A 23,115-nucleotide genomic window follows, 5' to 3' on the forward strand; every position below is an offset into this window, starting at 1 on the left:
GTGTCTGAAACTTTTCTAACGCCGGATGACGTTAAAGGACATCATTCAACATGATACCCACACCCACCCGTGTTTGCCTAAAGTTATAGTCAATCATTGACTCACCATAGCCACTGAACACTTGGGTATAGAAACGAACATGCTTGGTAATCGGGTAGCTCCAGCCCATTTCAGCACCGCCGTAACCCGTATTCCAGTTATAGCGACCATCCAGACTAAACACACTTTCACCCAGAGCATAGCCCACTTTCAGGCGGTAATAACCCATGTATTTATTGATATCCGGGTTGTCATCTTTGGCATCATTTTCGGGCAAACGATACCAAGGTTTCAGGTCAATTTCCAAGTTGCCGCGTTGTGCCATGAAGCGGGTATAAACGCGATCCCAGCTACGTGAGGTTGGATCGGCTTTGCCGTTAGATTGGTGATTATAACCAAACTCTACCTCACGGAATGTCCAGCCCGCCAGCTCATAATCTGTGGCCCATGCCAGGAACACTTGCGGTTCGTAGTTGGTTTCACGGAAGGGTGAGGATTCATCTTTGTTCGATGCTTGCCACCAGGAACGTTGAGTATAAGACGCACCCAGCAACGAGTTATCACCGGCAATACCGCGCCAGATAGGGAAGCCTAAACTCAGTTGGAATTTAACTTCATCCTTATTGGCATTCTGCGCCCAATCATAAGAGCTTATCGCATCTTTATTGATATCGCTGGTATAGGTGTATAACAAATAGTTTGTTTCATACGGATAAAGTAAGAACGGATTGTCGTGATCCTGCAACATCGCCGCGATAATGCTGCCACGCACTGTCGGTGCGTCATGAATTTTCTCAACCGTTGCTTCTTCTGCTTGCGCCAATGTTGGCACCAGTAATAACGCGATTAAAACCTGCCAAAATCTACCCATAATTCCCTCATCGTTTTACGAATTATTTCTATTTGTAATGAAAACAGCTCATTCTACACACAAATGTTATCTGAGATTAGTGTTGTTTATATTTATGATTTAACGACTGGAAAACAACAAAATAGGAGCATAAAATAAACAAACTAATAACATGAGAAATTATCTTTTAAGAGAAAAATAATGCCTGTAACACCTTTAACACTGGAAAGTGCCCGTAGCCTTATTGGTGAAATTTTTGTTTATCACATGCCATTTAACCGCGAATTGGGATTAAAATTAACTCGTTTCGAGCAAGATTACGCCGAAATTACTTTTGATAATAATGACAAGCTGGTCGGTAATATTGCGCAGCGGATATTGCACGGCGGTGTTATTGCCGCAGTGTTAGATGTTGCCGCTGGTCTGGTATGTGTTGGGAATAGTCTGGTTCGCCATGAACCACTGATTCAGGAACAACTGCAAATGAAGCTGGCGAAAATGGGCACCATCGACCTGCGCGTCGACTATTTGCGCCCTGGCCGTGGTGAGCACTTTACTGCCAGCAGCAGTATTTTACGCAGTGGTAACAAGGTGTCTGTTGCCAGAGTTGAATTGCATAATGAAAACCAAATGCATATCGCCAGCGCGACTGCGACCTATTTGGTTGGCTGATGCGACCTATTGCGGTGATGAATAATAACGTGAAGTTAAGTACACTCACCGCATCTCCTTTCTTGTTCTGAGCCACACCATGGATAAACAACGAACCCGTCAGGGCATTTTTTTTGCGCTGGCTGCCTATTTTATTTGGGGTATTGCCCCTGCTTATTTCAAGCTCATCCAACAGGTGCCAGCTGATGAAATTTTGACTCATCGGATTATTTGGTCATTTTTCTTTATGCTGATTTTACTGACTGTCAGCCGCAATTGGCCCCAAGTTCGCCGCGCCATTAAAAACCGTAAACGTTTGTTATTACTGGCTGTTACCGCCGTACTAATCGCCAGTAACTGGCTATTATTCATTTGGGCGGTCAACCACAACCACATGCTGGAAGCCAGTCTGGGTTACTTTATTAACCCGTTGGTCAACGTGTTATTTGGCATGCTATTTCTCGGCGAGCGTTTTCGCCGCATGCAATGGGTTGCGGTGGCGCTGGCGTTCGGCGGCGTGCTCATTCAACTGTGGCAATTCGGTTCGCTGCCCGTGATTGGTTTGGGCCTGGCGATTACCTTTGCGTTATATGGCTTAATTCGCAAAAAACTGGGGATTGATGCCCAAACCGGTATGTTGGTTGAAACAATGTGGCTATTGCCGATTGCGGCAGTTTATCTGTTCTTTATTGCCGACAGCCCGACCAGCCATATGGCCGCCAATACTTGGTCGCTGAATGTTCTGTTAGCCGCCGCAGGGGTGATTACCACTATTCCGCTATTGTTCTTCACCGCCGCCGCCACGCGTTTAAGGCTATCAACGCTGGGCTTCTTCCAATATCTGGGGCCGACGCTGATGTTTATTCTGGCGGTCACTTTCTATGGCGAGACTATCGGCAACGATAAAATGGTCACTTTCGTCTTTATCTGGGCGGCGCTGTTACTGTTCACCTTGGATGCGCTTTACACCCAACGCAAGCTGCGCACCTAGATATCAAGCCTACAAAAACGCCGGTTACTCATTGAGTTATGAATTGATAACCAAAGAACTTGAAGTTGCAGGTAGGCAGCAAGCGAACTCATCCCGATGAGCTTACATAAGTAAGTGATTCGGGTGCGTGAACGCAGCTAACACCCCTGCAGCTTCAAGAGCGAAGGTTAAAGCCAGTTCTTGCGTTTGAAATAGAGATATGGCGCTAACCCGGCAATAATCATCAAACTGATTGCCCCTGGGTAACCAAACGACCAGCGCAATTCCGGCATAAATTCAAAGTTCATCCCGTAGCTGGACGCCACCAAGGTGGGCGGCAGGAACACCACCGACACCACCGAGAAAATCTTGATAATGCGGTTCTGCTCGATGTTGATAAAACCCATCGCCGCCTGCATCAAGAAGTTAACTTTCTGGAACAAAGATTCATTGTGCGGCAACAGAGATTCGATATCGCGCAGTACCTCACGGGCCTGTTCCAACTGGCCACTGGGTAAACGGGCCTTACGCACCAAGAAATTCAGCGCCCGCTGGGTATCCATTAGACACAACCGGACTTTCCAGCCGATATCTTCCTGTTCTGCCAGTGTGGAGAGCGCAGCATCATATTCATCGCCCTGCTGGCCTTCCATGATGACGCGGCTCAAGGCTTCCAAGTCGCTGTAAATATTCTCGATTTCATCTGCCAGCTGTTCAATTTTAGTTTCAAACAAATCTAGCAGCAATTCATAGGCGTTGCCGTCAACCAGTGTTTGATTACGCGCGCGCATGCGATACAAGCGAAATGCCGGTAATTCGCGTTCGCGCAGCGTATACAGGCGGCCATCACGAATAGTAAATGCCACAGTTGAGTTACCGGCGTGGTCTTCAGCATCTTCATAATAGAAGAAGGAGTGGATATGCAGGCCGTCTTCGTCTTCAAAGAATCGTGCGGAGGCCTCGATGTCGTCCAACTCTGGCCGTGTCGCCAGGCTTTGCCCTAACTCATTCTGGACGCGTTCCCGCTCACCCTCTTCTGGCTCGACTAAATCGACCCAAAGTGAGGAAGTCAGGTCATCTGATTCATCCAGCTCCAAACGGGATAAGCGATTGTTACTTAATTTAAATGCGCTCAGCATGTGCCAAAACTCCCTTGCGGTGATGGATAGGGAAAACACATTGAAACACAGAAACAGGTCAGTATTGAAATACCCTTTGTTTCAGACCATAGGGAGATCTGACTCACAGCGGCAGTTTAGCGGGGCCGCTGACAACCACGAAGGCTATCAGCAAATATGAGGATAGCCTTAGAAGTTGCACCATATGAACAGGTTATTGAGCCAGTATCTACTGGGTGTGTCCAAGGCGAATGTCCTCATCAAGAATAGTGCGCGCATGTTACGCCGAGAAGAAAAAGGCTGTCAACCGGTTAAAAGGTGTTAATTCATGAGCACAATTTTTAGTTCTGAGCGGCAACATTTATTATCCAACAGCACGCAGCTATATACCTTAAATAATTCGAGTTGCAGAAAGGCGGCAATTGAGCAACAAATCGGTCGGGAACCGATTTGAACAGCATTTATGCTAGCCCGCAGATTTGAACGCTGCTTGCAGCGGCCTCGCAGAGGCGAGGCCCATGGACGGGCCGAGTAGTGAAAGCAGCCAACACATATGCAGCTTGAAGTATGACAGGTATAACATTGCTCTGTTTACGCTAGATTACAGTCAGCCACTCTTAAGGATATTTGACCAAAATGAAGCAAATCACCCAACAATCTCTGGTGCAGTTGAGCCAGCAAGCCCAGCAGTCACCGCGTCAGAGAGCCAATCTTAACTTCCACCCACAGCTCGACGACCCCATACAGCGCCTGGCGATTGCGATGGAGCCAGAGACTTATGTTCGCCCTCATCGCCACCCTCACACTTGGGAATTACTGACAGCATTACACGGCAGCTTTATTGTGCTGCTGTTTGATGATGCAGGAAAAGTCACCCACCGTGCGCTATTGGGCCAGGAAACCGCTATTCTGGAGATCCCCGCTAATGTGTGGCACGCCGTGCTCTCACTGGAAGAAGGGGCGGTTATTTTTGAAGTTAAACACGGCCCTTACCAACCCATTACTGCCGAATACTTCGCCAGTTGGTCACCCGCCGAGGGTGAAGCGAAAGTCAGCAACCTATTGGCGTGGTATGCGACGGCTGATATTGGCGCGCGCTATCAGTAATAATATCAGTAAAAAACCGAAGCCAGCTTCGACTTCGGTTTTGTGTATCCTGCATCTTTATTTAGCTGATAATCCAGCAAAAATCACGAACAGGCTTTCCCTTGGTATTGGCAAAATAATCAACGTTTTATATTTTTAAACTGCTTAGTGGTATCCGTCAGTGCAATTTCTGTTGGTAACCGCTCCATGGAGCTGGCACCGTAGAAACCATCACATTGCGGACAATTATCCAAGATGTATTGAGCATCTTCTGGGGTAGAAATCGGCCCGCCGTGACACAACACAATCACATCTTCGCGCACCGCTTTTGCGGCTGCGGCCCATTCATTAATCAGAGGCACACAGTCAGCCAGCTTCAACGCGGTGTCAGCACCAATATTGCCGCCGGTGGTCAGCCCCATATGAGGAACAATAATATCGGCCCCCGCTTGAGTCATGGCGACAGCATCTTCGGCACTGAAAATATACGGCGTGGTGAGTAAATCTTTCTCGTGAGCCAGACGAATCATGTCCACTTCCAGACCATAGCCCATGCCGGTCTCTTCAAGGTTAGCGCGGAAATTCCCGTCAATTAAACCCACTGTTGGGAAATTCTGCACACCAGAAAAACCCAATGCTTTCAGTTGATCCAAGAAGTGGTCAAACTGACAGAACGGGTCAGTACCATTGACCCCCGCTAGCACCGGCGTGTTCTTGACCACTGGCAACACTTCTTTTGCCATGTCGACCACAATTTCATTGGCATTGCCGTAGGCCAGCAGACCGGCCAGCGAACCGCGACCGGCCATGCGATAACGGCCCGAGTTATAGATGACGATAAGATCAATACCGCCGGCTTCTTCACATTTGGCCGACAAACCTGTACCCGCACCGCCGCCGATAATCGGCTCACGGCGGGCAATCATTTCCCGGAATTTAGCCAATATGGCCTGGCGTTGAAATTTTGGCATATGCTTCTCCACGAAGTTTACAGTGAGCAGTAATGGCCCTAATGGGATCGGCTCTTTGCTATTTCTTTAAAGTTTTCTACCGCAGCTTGGGCAAACTGTGGGTCATTAATATTGAATGGATAGTGCACCAGACGGCGTTTTTCAGTTTGAATCACGGTTTCTTCCAGCGTGTGGATAAAAGCTTTCAGTGCTTTTTCATCCCAGAAAGGTTGGCCCGGTGCGTCTAGCGCTGAAAATCCGCCCAGTGGAATTAAGAAACGCACCTCGCCTTCGCAGCGGTTAAGCTTCTCGCCAATCCAGCGCGCCATCTCAATGTTTTCTTGCTCGGAGGTACGCATCAATGTGACTTGCGCATTGTGCTCATAGAACAAGCGGTCGGCATATTTCGTCGGAATGGTGGCGGGGTTACCAAAATTAACCATATCTAATGCACCGCAAGAGCCGACGTAAGGAATTTGGCTGTGAGCAATAGCATCAAACCTTTCAGGGCCGCATGCTAATACCCCACCAAATAACAGGTCGCAGACCTCGGTGGTGGTCAAATCCAGCGCCCCTGCCAGTAAGCCGCTTTCGGCCAATTTTTCCATCGCTTTGCCGCCGCTGCCGGTCGCATGGAACACTAAACAATCATATTCTGCCGATAATGCCGCGCTAACCGCTTGAATACAGGGGGTTGTCACACCAAACATGGTCAAACCCAGCGCCGGTTTATCATTGGTCGCGATTTCTTCTTTTTGTGCAAAATAAACCGCACCGGCAATTTGATGGGCCGCATTGCTCAGCACACGGCGGGAAATACGATTAAGCCCGGCAATATCAGTGACCGAATACATCATGGCGATATCACTGGCACCGATGTAGCCGGAAACATCACCAGAAGCCATGGTTGACACCATCAGCTTAGGAATACCGATAGGTAAACTTTGCATCGCAGGGGTTATCAGTGCCGTGCCGCCGGAGCCGCCCAAGCCTAACAGCGCAGCCACGTCATCACGGCTGGCAATAAAACGCTCAAAAGCCACCGCCATCGCACTTATCGCCCGCCCTCTATCACCACAGAAGACGGCCTGACGCCCATCAGGATGATGGCTCGCCACCGTTTCGGCCGTGATATCAGCGCCGCCAGCGTGCTGACCTGCTTTGGTCGATAAATCAACCGTGACCGTCGTCAGGCCGGTTGCTTTAATCAATTCACTGACATAAGTCAGCTCATCGCCTTTGGTATCTGTCGTGGTCGCGATAAAAATATGACGGGGCATCTGAACATCCTTCTATGAATGCGGAATGTCACAAGAAATGAAGCGAGTTGGTTAAGATAGAAGCATATTGAGACTGTAGTATCATTTTCGCAAAGCATATAACTTAAATATGAGACTACAGTCTCAAAAATAATCTGAATATGGAGAGCATTCATGGCGATTTGTGCGAACGGTTTGTTATAGTGAGCAAAAATACGATCTCTAGATCATGGAGTGACCGTGAGTTATCAAGATAAACCAGAACGCGCCCCTCCATCGCTAACCACCATCAGGGCCAGAACCCGGCGGCTACTTATTGACACCGCGATGTCAATGTATGAACAAGGCGCATTTCCATCAATAACTGAAGTCGCCAATGCCGCCCAGCTTTCCCGTGCCACGGCTTACCGCTATTTCCCGACACAAAGTGCCTTGGTTTCTGCCATGGTCGATGAGAGTCTTGGGCCAATATTGGAATGGCAGCCTACTCAACCCGATGCCCGCCAGCGTATTGCTGAATTACTGTCTTTTGCTTATCCGCGTATGTTGCAACATGAGGGCGTGCTGCGAGCCGCGCTGCACTTGTCTTTGCAACAATGGGCCGATAGCCGCAGCAATCCAAACAATGAAGAGAAGTTAGTCCGTGGTAACCGTAAGCGGTTGTTAAAGCTGGCGGTTGAGCCATTGGAAGGGAAATTAACACCAGAAGCACTGCAACGGGTGATTCATGCATTTTCGTTAATTTATGGATCAGAGGTGTTTATGGTGCTGAAAGATATTTGGCATTTAGATGATGCTGGGATTCAGGATGTTACCCAGTGGATGGGCAAAGCCATTCTGCTACAAGCAGAAACCGATGCAAAACTGGCGGCTCAGGATGGGAGCGAGAGCCGCTAATACCGCTGCGGCATTGAGTCACAGGGTTTACCCAAGCCTATTGATATTGCAGGGTAAACTTAGACAGCTTCTAATCGGGCATAAGCCGCCACCAGCCACTTAATACCTTCGCCGGGGAAAGCCACTTGCAACCGACTATGCTCACCGCTGCCTTCCAGGTTGACGATGGTGCCCTCGCCAAACTTAGGATGGCGCACCCGCTGGCCTAGTGAGAAGCCACTGTCATTTTCGTTCATCGGCGTCCCCATGCTGCGGTGGTTGACCGGGCGGGAAACTGTCGCGCGCAGCCGCACTTCTTCAACACACTCCTGCGGCAGTTCGCCGATAAAACGTGATGGCCGATGATTCACTTCTTTGCCATACAGACGGCGGCTCTCGGCATAACAGAGTGTTAGCTTTTGCATCGCGCGGGTGACCCCCACATAGGCCAACCGCCGTTCCTCTTCCAACCGCCCACTTTCATCCAGTGCCATCTGGCTGGGGAACATGCCCTCTTCCATACCCACGATGAATACCTGCGGGAACTCCAGCCCTTTCGCTGAATGGAGAGTCATCAACTGCACGGCATCCTGATAAGCATCCGCCTGGCCCTCTCCCGCTTCCAGCGCCGCATGTGAGAGAAATGCCTGCAATGGCATCAAATCCTGATCTTCATCTTGATAGCTATATTGACGGGTCGCGTTGACCAGTTCTTCAAGGTTTTCAATACGCGCCTGGCCTTTTTCGCCCTTTTCCTGCTCATACATCGACCACAAACCAGAATCGCGCATCACTCGGTCAGTTTGGACATGCAACGGCATATCTGCGGTTTCATGCGCCAGTGAATCCACCAGCTCGACAAAACGCTGCAGCGCAGAAGCCGCACGGCCTGCCAGCACTTTTTCCTGCAACATGGCGCGGGTGGATTGCCACAACGTTAGCTGGCGATCACGGGCAGTCTGGCGCACCACATCTAAGGTGCGGTCTCCAATACCACGGGTTGGTGTATTCACCACCCGCTCAAAGGCCGCGTCATCATTGCGATTGGACATCAGGCGCAGATAAGCCAATGCATCTTTGATTTCTTGACGTTCGAAGAAACGCTGACCGCCATAAATACGGTATGGCGTGGCCGTCTGCAATAAAGCTTCTTCCAAAACACGCGATTGGGCGTTGCTGCGATACAAAATGGCACAATCATTCAGCGCACCGCCATTGTCGCGCCAGGCTCTAATGCGGTTCACCACAAAGCGGGCTTCATCCAGCTCATTAAAGGCGCAATAGAGCGAGATTGGCTCGCCCTCAGCGCCTTCAGTCCACAGATTTTTCCCCATGCGGCCGTCATTATTGGCAATCAGGGCATTCGCTGCCGTCAGAATATTGCTGGTTGAACGGTAATTTTGCTCCAATCGGATAGTTTCAGCGCCGGGAAAATCTTTCAGGAAGCGCTGGATATTCTCCACCTGCGCCCCGCGCCAGCCATAAATTGATTGGTCGTCGTCGCCGACAATCATCACATTGGAGCGATCCCCCGCCAGCAGGCGGATCCAAGCATATTGGATGTTGTTAGTATCTTGGAACTCATCCACCAGAATGTTGGTAAAGCGCTCGCGATAATGATTCAGAATATGCGGCTTATTCAGCCACAGCTCGTGCGCACGCAATAATAGCTCGGCAAAATCCACCAACCCCGCGCGGTCACAAGCTTCTTGATAGGCTTGATAGATACGCAGCCACGTGGCTTCGACCGGGTTGCCGTAGCTCTCAATATGCTGTGGACGTAGCCCTTCATCTTTTTTGCCGTTGATGTACCACATTGCTTGCCGTGGTGGCCATTGTTTTTCATCTAAATTCAATGCTTTAACCAAGCGTTTCAATAAGCGCAGTTGGTCGTCACTGTCGAGGATTTGGAAATCCTGCGGCAGATTGGCATCCATATGGTGAGCACGTAGCAACCGGTGCGCCAGACCGTGGAAAGTCCCAATCCACATCCCGCCCTGACTGGTGCCAATCAAATGCTCAATACGGTGGCGCATTTCAGCCGCCGCTTTATTGGTAAAGGTGACCGCGATAATGGAGTACGGAGAGGCATTTTCTACTGACAACAGCCAGGCAATGCGATGCACCAGCACCCGGGTTTTACCACTGCCCGCACCGGCCAGTACCAACAGGTTGCAGCGTGGCGCGGCCACGGCTTCGCGTTGTTTTTCATTCAGGCTGTCGAGCAGATCAGAAACGTCCATAGGCACCGTTTATCGGGTAAGGGAAAATAGCCAAATCGCCGGTTTTCCGGCGATTTTAACATCATTCCACTGTGAATTTATACAGAGTTATTGCAGAGGATTATAGCAATGCTGTCAGGGAAGCCAACTGTGAAATTTCAATATGTGGCAATAATCGGCTATCACTGGCCGCCATCAGGTTTTGTTGACGGTCGTTAATCCAGCAAGCTTGCATGCCACAACGTAGCGAACCAGCAACATCCGTGGTCAGGTCGTCACCAACATGCAAGATATGTTTCAGCGGAATATCCAGATGATTCGCCGCCTTATGATACATATCGCGGAAAGGCTTGGCGCGGCCATGGGGGCCGGAGCGCAAAACAAACTGGAAATAATTATCCAGCCCGCAAGCTTTGGGATCCGCATTGCCATTGGTGATGGCCACCAGCGGATAATGCTCCGCCAGCGCGCTCAGAGTGTCATGAGTGGCTGGCGGCACATAAATGCGGCTACGCCATAGGGCAAAGTTTTCCATCGCCGCATCGGCCCCACACTGCGCTTCTGACTTACTCAAGCCATGGCGAATCAGACCCAGCTCGATAGCATGCCAGCGCCACTGAGTGACATCGTGGTAAATATCCGGATCTTGCGCCAGTAATTCACTGCGAAAACCATGCAAATCTGCGGCTTGTAACTGCGCCAAATTGGGATGGTATTGCTGTAGAAATGCCACAGACTCTTGTTCTGTGCGGGATATCACCGGCCGATTGTCATACAGAGTGTCATCCAAATCGAAAGTAATGGCGGAGATACGCTCAAGTGGACGATAAAAATGCATCAGGATTTGCCTCGTTTGGCCCGTGGATGAGCAGCATCATACACTGTTGCCAGATGTTGAAAGTCGAGATGAGTATAAATTTGTGTGGTGGTCAGATTGGCGTGGCCCAGTAATTCTTGCACTGCGCGCAGGTCGCCGCTGGATTCCAGCATATGGGTGGCGAAAGAATGCCGCAGTTTATGAGGATGAATATGGCTACTAACCCCTTGTTTTACGCCCCATTCAGCAAAGCGTTTTTGTACATTTCGCGCGGAAATTCGCTTACCGGTATTGGCCAAAAAGATGGCATCATCCTGCGGTTCAAACAATTCACGCAGTTCCAACCAATGCTTTAGCCACTTGACCGCCGTCTTGCCGATGGGGACTTTGCGCTCTTTGCTACCCTTGCCCATTACCCACACTTCGCCGCTCGCCAGATCCACATGTTTGCAGTTCATGCCGACCAGCTCCGATAAACGCAAACCCGCGCCATACATCACTTCCAGCATCGCCCGGTCGCGCACGGCCAGTGGGTCATTTAAGTCGATATCCAACAGTTTATCGACTTCATCGACATCAATATTTTTCGGTAGATGGCGGCCAGAGCGCGGGGTACTGACCCCTTTGGCGGGATTGACTGACATAACACCCTGACTGACCAGCCAGTTGAGGAAACTGCGCAAAGCCGAGAGCCGTAAAGCCAAGCTGGATGAGTGTAAACCGGCGCGTTTACTGCGGGAAACTAAGGAACGCACCTGAGCAGCATCAAGCCGCTGCCAGTGCGCCAGGCCCATTTGCTCGCCTATTGCCATGAGCGCCTGCAACTGACGTCGATAACTGGTGATAGTCAGCGGGCTGAGTTGGCGCTCAACTTTGAGGTAACGCAAGAAAGCCTCGACCTGCGGGGCAAGCGAAGCACTAAATTCGGTCATACTGGCTCTATCCAGCGCTCCAGCAAGCTCGGCAGTAATGTAGATAACTGATTCAGCATCACCGTGCCCATGCCCTGCTGATAATGTTGTGTATCGCGGCTGCTGAAGATAATTACCCCCAGATCGCCGTCTTTGCCCAACAATGATAACGCCACCGACCCAACTTGCTTCGCTTGAGGCAATAGCAGCAGCAATTCCGGCCCGTTTAAGCCGCCAAGATAATGCCGCTCATTACCCAACCGCTGAATGCGCATCGGCTCAAAAGCATGGCGAGGCAGCCCCAAATGGGTGAAATCAGAGGGCGCGCCAGTTTGCCAGCGGTCAGTGAATAACCTGACATTTGCCCCGGACAGCCCGAAATCTCTGGCCCAGCGCTGCAAGCGATTGAGCATATCTTGCAAGCTACTGGCGGCTGCGAGGTTACTTTGCAATTGCAGCAGGCGGTTGAATAACACTTCATTCAGACCCGCCTGCTCCATCAGTAACGTAATCTCTTCTTCCAACTGACCTATCTGATTACGCTGACGCCCCAGTTGCCATTCCACCAGCGAGACTGAGCCTCTTACCGGGTGAGGAATATGCATCTGTTCAACCAAACGAGCATTGCGGATAAAGAAGTCGGGATTTTGCAATAAATACTGCATCACGGCATCGTCGTCTAACTCGATACCCGCTAGCGCCTGCTCCTCAGAACTTTTCATATCACACCCGTCATAATGAATATTTATACCCTAAATAATTCGAGTTGCATGAAGGCGGCAACTGAGCGAGTCCCCAGGAGCTTACATAAGTAAGTGACTGGGGTGAACGAAGGCGGCCAACACACATGCAGCTTGAAGTATGACGGGTATACTATAGATGAATGAAGCCGTCATAAACATGTGTCGCCGGCCCGGTCATATACAGCGGGTGACCCGGCCCTTTCCAACTGATATGCAAGCTGCCACCCGGCAATTCGACATGAACCTCTTCACCCAACAATTCTTGCTGAATGCCAACCGCCACTGCCGCACAAGCCCCACTGCCACAGGCTTGAGTCTCACCGGCTCCGCGCTCATACACCCGCAAGCGGATATGTTCACGGCTCACCACCTGCATAAAACCGATATTGGCCCGTTCGGGGAAGCGCTCATGGCTTTCTAATACTGGGCCGAGCAAGGCAACATTGGCCACCGAAACATCGTCAACCTGCATCACACAGTGAGGGTTGCCCATCGAGACGACGCCACATAATACCGTGTGCTCAGCGGCGCGAAAAATGTAGGTTTTCTCCGCTTTAGTCGCCCGGAAAGGGACGGATTGCGGATCAAAATTGGGTTCGCCCATATTGACGCAAACCAGTTCATCCTCAGTCACGCTCAATATCATGCGGCCCGTTTGGGTGCTGACACTGATATCGCGTTTGTTGGTCAGCCCTTTCAGCCGTACAAAACGGGCGAAACAGCGCGCGCCATTGCCACACTGAGAGACTTCGCTGCCATCGGCATTAAAAATGCGGTAGTGAAAATCCAGCTCGGGATCATAGGGCGGCTCAACCACCAACATCTGATCAAAGCCCACGCCAGTGTGCCGGTCTGCTAATCGGCGGATTAACTCCGGCGAAAAGTAAACATTTTGGGTAACTGCATCGACAACCATAAAGTCGTTGCCAAGACCGTGCATTTTGGAGAACTGCATTTCATACTCCGCTGACTTTTATTTACCGGCTAAATTTTCGGTATTGGCTCAATCTGGCTGCGCTAGGGAGGGTCACTGTGGCCCAGCGATACTCTGGGTCGGTTTCGATTCACCCGGCACACCCTGCTGATTCTTATCGACCTGGCCGCTGTCTTGTTGTGCCGTTTCCACCTTGGGCTTATCTGACGGTGGGAAGTATAACGGGCCTTTCAGGCCGCAACCGGCAAGTGCTAACACCATCAGCGCGGTAAGTGACCAATATAATTTTTTCTTCATTTTTTAACGCCTGTAAATTGTTTTGACGCCGGTAAATGTATTAATGCCTGTGAATCACGCGTCTAAGGTCTCTATAATCGCAGGTGGATCATGAAAAGCAATAGGAATTGAATATGAACGACAGCGAGTTTCATCAGTTAGCCGATCAATTGACACTTTACATTGAAGAGACACTGGACGGTTTTAGCGGCGATAGCGATATTGATTATGAAACCAATGGTGGGGTGATGACCCTGACTTTCGAAAATGGCAGTAAGATTATTATCAACCGCCAAGAGCCATTACATCAGATATGGCTGGCGACTAAAGCGGGCGGTTACCATTTTGATTACCGCGAAGGGCATTGGTATTGCTCTCGTAGCGGCGAAGAATTCTTTACTAAATTGTCTGAAGCCGTGACCGCCCAAGCCGGGGAAGATGTGAGTTTTGGCTAACCGAACTTATTTGAGAGTTCAGTGAATGAAGGGTTAACCGCACCTAGGGACACTCCGACGGCTCACGCCGTTACGGCCCCAACGGCACGATTCCCCTTCATTTAGCGTGGTCAGTAATCTGCGAAAAGGACACACTTTGGCGTGTCTTTTTACTGTTCAAGTTAATGTAGCTGAAACTGCTGGGCTGGCGCGGAGGTTTCTTTATCAGCAATATGCAGGTGAGACAGCGTATTGCTGCGGAAAGGAATCACCTGAGTCCGGCCATCTAACTGCACAATTTGGTAGAATTGCGGCAAGTTGAAGTTGATAAAGCTGGAGCCGTAGGTAAAACGGTCGTGGGAAGATGAATAGAAACGGCTGACATCCCGCACCAACTCCTCTTTACTGCCCTCGCAATGGTGATAAACCTCAACGCGGTTTGACTCATCCAAAATATAAATATTAAAGCCTTTCTCATCTGCGGTGCCTTCGAAGAAGAACTGAATGATCCCTTCGCTAGCAAAACCATCGACTACCGGCGGCAGATGAATTTGATCGGCTTCGACCTGAATCGATAACCCATGCAGCTTATTATTGGAAATCGCCCCGTAGAATTCGACGGCATTTTCCAATTTCTGCACCGAGACACTTAAGCGCTCAAAGAATAGCCCCCAAGTCTGCCCAGAAACCCGCACCGCTTTGAAACGGCCCGGTTCCTGACGAGTGCTGGACAAGCGCAGCTCAATGCATTCAGAAACCAATTGTTGAATACGGGTACGAATTAGGCCACGTAAGTGTTGGCTATAGCAGAACACATCCACGGATTCTGGCGGTGCTGCATCCTGATGCATTTTGCCTAAAATAGTTTTCAGGGCTTCCAATACCGCCTGCTCACCACTGAAATGCAGGGTTCGCACTTCATTCCATGAGTTGCGGTACAGCAAATCGATGCTCCCGACCAGGCATTGCTGCTGCTCGCCAAAACTGAAAACATCCAGTTTACGGAAATCAAAATGAACCACCTGATTACGGAAAGCCGCAGTAGGGTCATGTTCCAGATTGACGATAATCGCCAAGTGGCGAATCTCACACGGGCTATACAGCGCTTTAGGTGTTGGCGCGGGCAGGCGCAGTGGGAAATGGTGAGAGATATCTGTCACCAACTCTTGCAGTTTCACGGTATCGCACAGATTGGCACTTTTAATATGCAGCCGTGTTTTGCTAGTCAACAGGCCGTTAAAATAGGCCCATGACACCAATTTATTCAGATAACGGTTATATTCCAGCGGCTGATGGCTGACGATAGCATCCATCGACGGCGCTTGATTATACAGATACCAACCCGGGCGGTTAGCACGGCCCGCAGGGACATGAATAAAGGTCAGATGCTCTTCTGAAAGATCCGGTGAAATTTGCGGGTTAACCAGTGTCACTTTGCCCGGCAAAGCTTCAAATGCCGCATACAATTTACGGGTCAGAACCCCGATATCCTGCGGGCTGGCGCTGACACTCAAGTTATTGCGCCGCGCAAAGCGAATCAAATTGCGATAGCTTTGCATCATGGCGTCCAACAGCTCGTTATGCGCTTCACGCACCCGTTCAATTTTCCAATTCGCGCGGTTATCCAGCACCGCCAGGTTCTCGTCACTCCAGCCCCATTCACTGACTAATTGGCTGAGAATCTCACGCCGCCAGCCAGCGCTAGCGGGCGTGCGAGATAATTTCTCACACACTTTGAGATAGAAACAACGGCGCACCAGATTCAAGCGGGTGGTGTCATTGATTTGGGTCAGATAGCGAGTGACGCGATCGAGCATCATGCAATAAGCATCAAGGCCAAACGCCACAATTTCACCGGCATGCAGCCGCTGCTTGATTTCCATCGCCAATAATTGGGAGTTAGGGTATTCCCACGAATAGGCTTCAAGCAGGACAGTTTTCAGCACCGCTTTATAAGGCGAATCAATACTCTTATACAATTGCCATAAACTGGCCCCGAAATACTCTTCCGCTGACAGGGTGCTCAAACCGCCCAAATCCAACCATTCATTCGGCGTCAGTACGCCCTGCGCATACAGCGACAGCACGTAATCATCGTAATTATTTTCTTCTTCAACCGGAACCATATTCCACAGAATACGTTTCCCAGCCAGACGAACCGCACTGCGGTAAAACTCATCCAGCAATAAAATATGTTGAGTGGAGCCGCAATCTTCACCACCCAGACTGCCACTGGCGTTATGGCGGAAACGGTTTTCATCTATCAGGAAGAAGCTGACTTCAACACCCATTGATGCGGCCCATTTTTCCAATAGGCTACATTTCTTTTGCAGGCGGTTGCGTTCTTCGGTATCAAGCCAGGCTTGGTGACACACCCAGATATCGAGATCGGATGTATGACACTGACCAATAGATGACGTGCTTCCCATTGAGTAGAGGCCGGTAATCGGCAGTTCACCGCCCACATTCTGCTGCAAAGGCTGGCCCCATTTGGCTTCAACCTCAGAGAGATAATCCTGTTGCGTTTCATTGGGCGTGAAAAGGCAGATGCCATGGGGAACGTTACCATCAAGGTAACCTGGCATCAGTGGGTGATGGCAATGTAATAGGGTCGGTAGCAGACTGTAGACCTTTTGGAAGGCTGGCCCCATGGCCGCCAAGGCGCGATCGACTCGTAATTGGTTGATCGCATCCAGTCGCTGTTTCAGTGTCTCGATGTAGAGGTACAAGACGTCTCGCCTGGTTATTCCGGTGCTTAGAATTGTTCCGGTGCTTAGAAAGAAACCCGTGTTCCAGATTCGTTTATGACTTTTTTTGACTTTCACCCAAAATGTACTTTTTGTTGAACTGACCAAAAAACATTTTGTTTGAAGACATTTTGTTTGAATAACAATTAACGAATTATTGCTGGAAACGTGATCAATCTAACACCTTGCCGATTGACCGTAAAGAAAGTAAAGCTATCTCCACAATTATAACGTCTATTTATTGCCAAGGTCATTAGCGACCCCCGCCACTCTTGGGCAAATACACCCGCAGAAACACGCAGCGAACACCACTTTGTCAGTAACAAAGCTATAAACCCCTTATCCAGACAAGTATTTGTTAGAATAGTGGCTTTCCTATGCTCTTATCCGCCCGGTTGATGTGGCTACCGCACTGACAGTTTTCACCGGTCAATGGTAGGATGGGCCGTAAAATATAAAAACGGTAACAAGAAATGTTAGACAAAATTATTCGAATTGCCACCCGACAAAGCCCGCTCGCCTTATGGCAAGCACATTATGTTCAACATTTACTGCAAACCAATCATCCCGGTCTGCAAGTCGAATTAGTGCCAATGGTGACCCGTGGGGACATCATTCTGGACACGCCGCTGGCCAAAGTCGGTGGTAAAGGTTTGTTCGTCAAAGAATTAGAGTTGGCGATGCTGGACGGCCGTGCCGATATTGCCGTTCATTCGATGAAAGATGTGCCGATCGCCTTCCCCGACGGGTTGGGTCTGGTAACGATTTGTGAGCGAGATGACCCTCGTGATGCTTTCGTATCAATGAATTATGCCCATTTGGATGACCTGCCTGCTGGCAGCATCGTGGGCACCTCAAGCTTGCGCCGCCAGTGCCAATTGCGCGAACGCCGCCCGGATCTGATTATCCGTGATCTGCGCGGTAACGTCGGCACTCGTCTTGCCAAGTTAGATAAAGGTGAATATCACGCCATTATTTTGGCGGTTGCAGGCCTGAAGCGCCTCGGGCTGGAAACACGAATTCGCTATGCCATGCCGGCGGAGGAATCCTTACCTGCGGTTGGCCAAGGCGCGGTCGGCATTGAATGCCGTCTGGACGATGATTTTACCCGCAAACTGTTGGCACCACTGAATCATCGCGACACTGAATTGCGCGTATGTGCAGAACGCGCCATGAATACTCGCCTTGAAGGGGGCTGTCAGGTCCCTATTGGCAGTTATGCAGAATTGGATGGCGATACACTGTGGCTCCGCGCACTGGTTGGCGTACCCGATGGCAGCGAGATTATTCGCGGTGAGCGCCGTGGGCCGGCTGAAAATGCAGAGCAAATGGGTATTGAGCTGGCCGATGAGTTGCTAGCTAGGGGCGCGCGCGAAATTCTGGCTGAAGTTTATCGGGATAATCCACCACTATGACAATTCTGGTAACCCGTCCATCCCCTGCCGGGGAGCAGTTAGTCAGCCGCCTGCGTGCGCTGGGCCGGGTTGCCTATCACGCGCCATTGATTGATTTTTCTCCCGGCGAAGACCTGCCAAAACTGCCCGCATTACTGCAAGATATGCAAGCCGGTGACTTGGTTTTTGCTTTGTCGCAGAATGCGGTGCGCTACGCTAGCCCGCTGTTAAAAAGAAATAACCTGTCATGGCCTGCACAGTTATCTTATTATGCTATTGGTCGTAACACAGCATTAGCATTGCATACCGTCAGCCGTTTGCACGTCACTTTCCCCCCCACGGGAGAGACCAGCGAGATGCTGTTATCATTGCCCGACTTGCAAAATTTGGCGGGCAAGAAGGCGCTGTTATTACGCGGTAATGGCGGGCGCGAGCTGCTCGGTGAAAGCTTGACTGAGCGGGGAGCCACGGTAACTTTTTGCGAATGTTATCAACGCAGCCCGATATTTTATGATGGCAGTGAACAAAGTGCGCACTGGCAACGTGCCGGAGTCGATATTCTGGTGGTGACCAGCGGCGAAATGTTGCAACAGATCTATACTTTGGTTCCTGATTATTATCGTTTGTCCTGGTTGCTCCGCTGCCGATTAGTGGTGGTGAGTGACCGCCTCGCTACCTTAGCGGCCCAAATGGGCTGGAGCCATATCCGGGTAGCGGACAATGCTGATAATGATGCGCTGATCCGCGCACTACAAGATTTTCAATAAACCTGAAACCTGACTATGGGATGCCCAATATGACGGAACAAAATACCCCATCCGCGCCAGTGGAAGAGACAACCACTGCGGCTGAGAGGCACCAACAGCCAGAACCAGAAGTCCGCCAGGAGAAAAAAACCGGGCCAATTCTGGGAGCCATTGCTATTGCACTGGTCATCGCGCTAGGTGCTGGGCTTTATTATCACGGACAGCAGCAGGCTCAGTTACAAGCAGCGGCCAATATCGCGCTACAACAACAGCTAACTGAATTAAAACAGAGTCAGTTGCAGGAAAAACAGCAACTTGAGTCATTATTGCAGCAGCAAAGCAAGGCGCTGGAAGCGGCTGACCGCCAACAAACATCGCTGACGCGTCAGTTGAATGAGTTACAGGAAAAAGTCGCCACGATTTCAGGAAGCGATGCTAAAACCTGGTTGCTGGCACAAGCTGATTTTCTGGTGAAAATGGCTGGGCGCAAACTGTGGAGTGATCAAGACGTCACCACCGCGGCGACCTTACTGAAAAGTGCCGATGCCAGCCTGGCAGATATGAATGACCCGAGCCTTATCGACGTGCGCCGTGCATTAACGGAAGATATCAGCGCCCTGTCGGCGGTTTCTCAAGTCGATTTCGACGGCATCATTCTCAAACTGAATCAATTGTCTAATCAAGTCGATAATCTGCGTCTCGCCGATAATAATATTGATGATTCGCCGATGGATGCCAATAGCGATGAGCTGTCCAGCTCGTTAGCTGAATGGCGTCAGAATCTGACTAAAAGTTGGCATAGCTTTATGTCTGACTTCATTACTATTCGCCGCCGTGATAGTAGCGCTGAGCCACTGTTAGCACCCAATCAGGATGTTTATTTACGTGAAAATATCCGCTCCCGCTTGCTGGTAGCCGCTCAGGCCGTGCCTCGACATCAGGATGAAGTGTATAAACAATCGCTAGAGACGATTTCCACTTGGGTGCGTGCTTATTTTGATGTGAATGACCCGAACACTAAGGCGTTTCTGGATGAATTGGAGAACCTAAGTCAGCAATCAATTTCAATGGATGTACCTGATCAATTGAAAAGCCAGCCGATGCTGGAAAAATTGATGCAAACCCGGGTTCGTAACTTACTGGCACAGACGCCAGTCGCCACTCAGGGGGAATAAGTATGCTGCGAGTCTTACTGTTATTCCTCATTCTGACTGCCGGGATCGTCCTTGGCCCTATGCTGGCAGGTCATCAGGGCTATGTATTAATCCAGACTGACAACTATAACGTCGAAACCAGCGTCACCGGTTTGGTCATTATGTTGGTCTTGGTGTTGGTCGCATTCCTGATAGTGGAATGGATATTGCGCCGTATTTTCCGCACCGGCGCCCGCACCCGAGGCTGGTTCTTGGGCCGCAAACGCACCCGCGCCCGCAAGCAAACCAGGGCGGCACTGATCAAACTGGCTGAAGGTGATTTCAAACAAGTTGAGAAGCTACTGACGCGCAATGCCGATCATGCTGAACAGCCGATGGTAAATTATCTACTGGCGGCGGAAGCGGCCCAGCAACGCGGTGATGAATTCCGTACCAATCAATATCTTGAGCGAGCAGCAGAAGTGGCTGATACCGAGCAATTGCCGGTCGATATCACTCGGGTACGCATTCAGTTGGCACAAGGGCATGTGCATGCAGCTCGTCATGGCGTTGACCGGCTCTTGGATCAAGCCCCTCGTCATCCGGAAGTGCTGCGTTTGGCCGAACTTGCTTATCTGCGTTCGGGTGCTTACAGTTCATTATTGGAAATTTTACCGGCAATGAACAAAGCCCAGGTGCATACCGCTGAGGAAATCGCCGCGCTGGAGCAGCAAGCTTATATTGGCATAATGAATCAATGTATGGCAGAAGAAGGCAGCGATGGCCTGAAACGCTGGTGGAAAGATCAAAGCCGCAAAGTGCGCAATGAGATCCCACTGCAAGTCGCCTTAGCGGAACATCTGATTGAATGTGATGACAGTGATGTCGCCCAGCAAATCATTCTGGATGGTCTGAAGCGCCAGTATGATGAGCGGTTGGTGTTATTGATCCCACGGTTGAAATCTGGCAATCCGGAGCCACTGGAGAAATCATTACGCCAGCACATCAAACAGCACGGAGCCACCCCCTTGCTCAATAGCACTTTGGGCCAGTTAATGCTGAAACATGGGGAATGGGAAAAAGCCAGTGAGGCCTTTAAAGCCGCGCTTGCACAGCGCCCAGACGGGTATGATTATGCATGGCTGGCAGATGCCCTGGATAAACTACACCGCCCTGAGGATGCCGCACAGGCACGCCGCGAGGGGCTATTGCTCACTCTGCGGCAGAATGGCGAATCACTTTGATAGCACGCGAGTAGCTCAGTGAGTGAAGGGTTTACCGCACCTAGGAGTACTTCGGTGGCTCACGTACTTGTGTTTGAAACTAAAAGTGACCCCAACGGCACGATTCCCCTTCATTTGGCTTTGTCAGCAGTCTGAGGCTCCTTCGGGGGCCTTTTCTTTACCCCTGATTCGGGTAAGTGCGCGCAGCTAACAACCCTGCGGCTTCAAGTAGCAAAGAGTACCCAAAGTCATTGGAGTTGCAGGTAGGCAGCCAGCAAACGCATCCCGCTGAGCTTACTCAAGTAAGTGATTCGGGTAAGTGCACGCAACTAACAACCCTGCGGCTTCAAGTAGTCAAGAGTACCCAAAGTCATTGGAGTTGCAGGTAGGCAGCCAGCAAACGCATCCCGCTGAGCTTACTCAAGTAAGTGATTCGGGTAAGTGCACGCAGCTAACAACCCTGCGGCTTCAAGTAGCAAAGAGTACCCAAAGTCATTGGAGTTGCAGATAGGCAGCCAGCAAACGCATCCCGCTGAGCTTACTCAAGTAAGTGATTCGGGTAAGTGCGCGCAACTAACAACCCTGCGGCTTCAAGTAGTCAAGAGTACCCAAAGTCATTGGAGTTGCAGGTAGGCAGCCAGCAAACGCATCCCGCTGAGCTTACTCAAGTAAGTGATTCGGGTAAGTGCGCGCAACTAACAACCCTGCGGCTTCAAGTAGTCAAGAGTACCCAAAGTCATTGGAGTTGCAGGTAGGCAGCCAGCAAACGCATCCCGCTGAGCTTACTCAAGTAAGTGATTCGGGTAAGTGCGCGCAACTAACAACCCTGCGGCTTCAAGTAGTCAAGAGTACCCAAAGTCATTGGAGTTGCAGGTAGGCAGCCAGCAAACGCATCCCGCTGAGCTTACTCAAGTAAGTGATTCGGGTAAGTGCGCGCAACTAACAACCCTGCGGCTTCAAGTAGTCAAGAGTACCCAAAGTCATTGGAGTTGCAGGTAGGCAGCCAGCAAACGCATCCCGCTGAGCTTACTCAAGTAAGTGATTCGGGTAAGTGCGCGCAGCTAACAACCCTGCGGCTTCAAGGACGAAGGGTATGCAAAAAAAAACGCTTGCCCAAAAAGGCAAGCGTCTGAAATTTTCAGGTCTACAGACAACAATGTCGGTGCCTCACTCAACGTTATGCCCGGTATGTGATGAAGATATGCAACATCGTTTACATGGACAATAGGCACCCTAAAATCGGCTCTGCGTCATCCCTGGGTTTATGAAGCTATATTGGTTATAAAACCAAGCTATCATAATAAGTGGGATGAGCATCTACAGGGTAGATAATGCACTTAGCGTGCCAAGTCGTAAAACTTGGCGGGTTTTTTACTCACGCTCTCAATAAAAATCCCGTAATTATATGATAATTAATTATTTTATTTTTATACTCACTCATCCTGTAATACACTCATCCCATCATACTGATATTCATCCTATCAAAGTGATCTGTCGCTACAAAACGACGTTATAAACTGACATTTTTTTTCTTTATATTTATCAGTTAATTACGTGTCTCTGTTTAGAGACAAAGCATCTGGCTTTTGTCGCAAAAAACCAACACTTCACTTCTCACCAGATAACTTCACTTCTTACTCAATAAATAGAGGTTCTGGCCAGGCTACATGCTGTATTTGATCAAAAAGGGCCGACAGCAGTTTCTTATGCCAGAGGAATGAACACAGCTACGGATA

At 50.0% G+C, this 23,115-nt stretch carries 20 protein-coding genes; 9 read left to right on the forward strand and 11 right to left on the reverse strand.

Annotated elements, in window-relative coordinates; translation table 11 throughout:
- Positions 1 to 31: 31 nt before the first annotated feature.
- Complete coding sequence (gene pldA, locus OP863_RS18705) at positions 32 to 910, reverse strand: phospholipase A (protein WP_038638216.1); 879 nt, start codon at positions 908 to 910, stop codon at positions 32 to 34.
- A gap of 180 nt (positions 911 to 1,090) precedes the next feature.
- Between pldA and OP863_RS18710 the strand changes: the two genes are divergently transcribed.
- On the forward strand, positions 1,091 to 1,561 hold the full coding sequence (locus OP863_RS18710) for a thioesterase family protein (protein ID WP_038638214.1): 471 nt from the start codon (positions 1,091 to 1,093) through the stop codon (positions 1,559 to 1,561).
- Positions 1,562 to 1,640: 79 nt separating this feature from the next.
- Entirely contained in the window at positions 1,641 to 2,531 is an 891-nt protein-coding gene (gene rarD / locus OP863_RS18715; protein WP_145589505.1) for an EamA family transporter RarD, read from the forward strand.
- A gap of 167 nt (positions 2,532 to 2,698) precedes the next feature.
- Here the strand turns inward: rarD and corA are convergent, their stop codons facing one another.
- A complete protein-coding gene (corA, locus tag OP863_RS18720) occupies positions 2,699 to 3,649 on the reverse strand; it encodes a magnesium/cobalt transporter CorA (protein WP_004391303.1) in 951 nt (316 codons plus the stop codon).
- Positions 3,650 to 4,264: 615 nt separating this feature from the next.
- Here corA and OP863_RS18725 point away from each other — a divergent pair.
- Positions 4,265 to 4,735, forward strand: a complete 471-nt coding sequence (locus tag OP863_RS18725) for a WbuC family cupin fold metalloprotein (RefSeq protein WP_145591058.1) — start codon at positions 4,265 to 4,267, stop codon at positions 4,733 to 4,735.
- A gap of 119 nt (positions 4,736 to 4,854) precedes the next feature.
- Here the strand turns inward: OP863_RS18725 and OP863_RS18730 are convergent, their stop codons facing one another.
- Positions 4,855 to 5,685 (reverse strand): phosphoenolpyruvate hydrolase family protein, encoded by an 831-nt coding sequence (locus OP863_RS18730; protein ID WP_038638208.1) that lies wholly within the window; start codon positions 5,683 to 5,685, stop codon positions 4,855 to 4,857.
- A gap of 38 nt (positions 5,686 to 5,723) precedes the next feature.
- Positions 5,724 to 6,944, reverse strand: coding sequence for a Tm-1-like ATP-binding domain-containing protein (locus OP863_RS18735; protein WP_265525702.1), 1,221 nt, complete (start codon positions 6,942 to 6,944; stop codon positions 5,724 to 5,726).
- A 219-nt stretch (positions 6,945 to 7,163) separates the two neighbouring features.
- Here OP863_RS18735 and OP863_RS18740 point away from each other — a divergent pair, with 219 nt between their 5' ends.
- Positions 7,164 to 7,820, forward strand: coding sequence for a TetR/AcrR family transcriptional regulator (locus tag OP863_RS18740; protein ID WP_145589502.1), 657 nt, complete (start codon positions 7,164 to 7,166; stop codon positions 7,818 to 7,820).
- Between the two features lie 59 nt (positions 7,821 to 7,879).
- On the opposite strand, the gene uvrD is transcribed toward OP863_RS18740, so the two are convergent.
- The 6 genes from uvrD to lptM all read right to left on the reverse strand — a co-directional run bounded on the left by uvrD (position 7,880) and on the right by lptM (position 13,723).
- Positions 7,880 to 10,042 carry a DNA helicase II gene (uvrD, locus tag OP863_RS18745; protein ID WP_038638198.1) on the reverse strand — a complete coding sequence of 721 codons (2,163 nt, stop codon included), beginning with the start codon at positions 10,040 to 10,042 and terminating at the stop codon, positions 7,880 to 7,882.
- Between the two features lie 100 nt (positions 10,043 to 10,142).
- Entirely contained in the window at positions 10,143 to 10,859 is a 717-nt protein-coding gene (yigB, locus tag OP863_RS18750; protein ID WP_038638195.1) for a 5-amino-6-(5-phospho-D-ribitylamino)uracil phosphatase YigB, read from the reverse strand.
- Positions 10,859 to 11,770, reverse strand: coding sequence for a tyrosine recombinase XerC (xerC, locus tag OP863_RS18755; RefSeq protein ID WP_072089229.1), 912 nt, complete (start codon positions 11,768 to 11,770; stop codon positions 10,859 to 10,861). The genes yigB and xerC overlap by 1 nt, the downstream gene beginning before the upstream one ends.
- Positions 11,767 to 12,471 (reverse strand): DUF484 domain-containing protein, encoded by a 705-nt coding sequence (locus OP863_RS18760; RefSeq protein WP_145589501.1) that lies wholly within the window; start codon positions 12,469 to 12,471, stop codon positions 11,767 to 11,769. The genes xerC and OP863_RS18760 overlap by 4 nt, the downstream gene beginning before the upstream one ends.
- A 151-nt stretch (positions 12,472 to 12,622) precedes the next feature.
- Positions 12,623 to 13,447: a diaminopimelate epimerase gene (gene dapF, locus OP863_RS18765; RefSeq protein WP_038638189.1), complete on the reverse strand. Its 825-nt coding sequence runs from the start codon at positions 13,445 to 13,447 to the stop codon at positions 12,623 to 12,625.
- Between the two features lie 72 nt (positions 13,448 to 13,519).
- Complete coding sequence (lptM, locus tag OP863_RS18770) at positions 13,520 to 13,723, reverse strand: LPS translocon maturation chaperone LptM (RefSeq protein ID WP_038638186.1); 204 nt, start codon at positions 13,721 to 13,723, stop codon at positions 13,520 to 13,522.
- Positions 13,724 to 13,836: 113 nt separating this feature from the next.
- On the opposite strand from lptM, the gene cyaY reads away from it, so the two are divergent.
- A complete protein-coding gene (gene cyaY, locus OP863_RS18775) occupies positions 13,837 to 14,157 on the forward strand; it encodes an iron donor protein CyaY (protein ID WP_145589500.1) in 321 nt (106 codons plus the stop codon).
- Between the two features lie 161 nt (positions 14,158 to 14,318).
- Here cyaY and OP863_RS18780 read toward each other — a convergent pair whose 3' ends face one another.
- Positions 14,319 to 16,865, reverse strand: a complete 2,547-nt coding sequence (locus OP863_RS18780) for a class I adenylate cyclase (RefSeq protein WP_145591054.1) — start codon at positions 16,863 to 16,865, stop codon at positions 14,319 to 14,321.
- Positions 16,866 to 17,356: 491 nt separating this feature from the next.
- On the opposite strand from OP863_RS18780, the gene hemC reads away from it, so the two are divergent.
- The 4 genes from hemC to hemY are packed head-to-tail and all read left to right on the forward strand — an operon-like array spanning position 17,357 to position 21,400.
- Positions 17,357 to 18,298 (forward strand): hydroxymethylbilane synthase, encoded by a 942-nt coding sequence (gene hemC / locus OP863_RS18785; protein WP_265525703.1) that lies wholly within the window; start codon positions 17,357 to 17,359, stop codon positions 18,296 to 18,298.
- On the forward strand, positions 18,295 to 19,044 hold the full coding sequence (gene hemD / locus OP863_RS18790) for a uroporphyrinogen-III synthase (RefSeq protein ID WP_038638175.1): 750 nt from the start codon (positions 18,295 to 18,297) through the stop codon (positions 19,042 to 19,044). Before hemC ends, hemD begins: the two co-directional genes overlap by 4 nt.
- Before the next feature lie 29 nt (positions 19,045 to 19,073).
- A complete protein-coding gene (gene hemX / locus OP863_RS18795; protein ID WP_038638173.1) occupies positions 19,074 to 20,198 on the forward strand; it encodes a uroporphyrinogen-III C-methyltransferase in 1,125 nt (374 codons plus the stop codon).
- A 2-nt stretch (positions 20,199 to 20,200) separates the two neighbouring features.
- Positions 20,201 to 21,400 (forward strand): protoheme IX biogenesis protein HemY, encoded by a 1,200-nt coding sequence (hemY, locus tag OP863_RS18800; RefSeq protein WP_145589496.1) that lies wholly within the window; start codon positions 20,201 to 20,203, stop codon positions 21,398 to 21,400.
- Positions 21,401 to 23,115: the final 1,715 nt, after the last annotated feature.

Source organism: Yersinia sp. SCPM-O-B-9106 (C-191), assembly GCF_026183365.1.
Taxonomy (GTDB): domain Bacteria; phylum Pseudomonadota; class Gammaproteobacteria; order Enterobacterales; family Enterobacteriaceae; genus Yersinia; species Yersinia rochesterensis.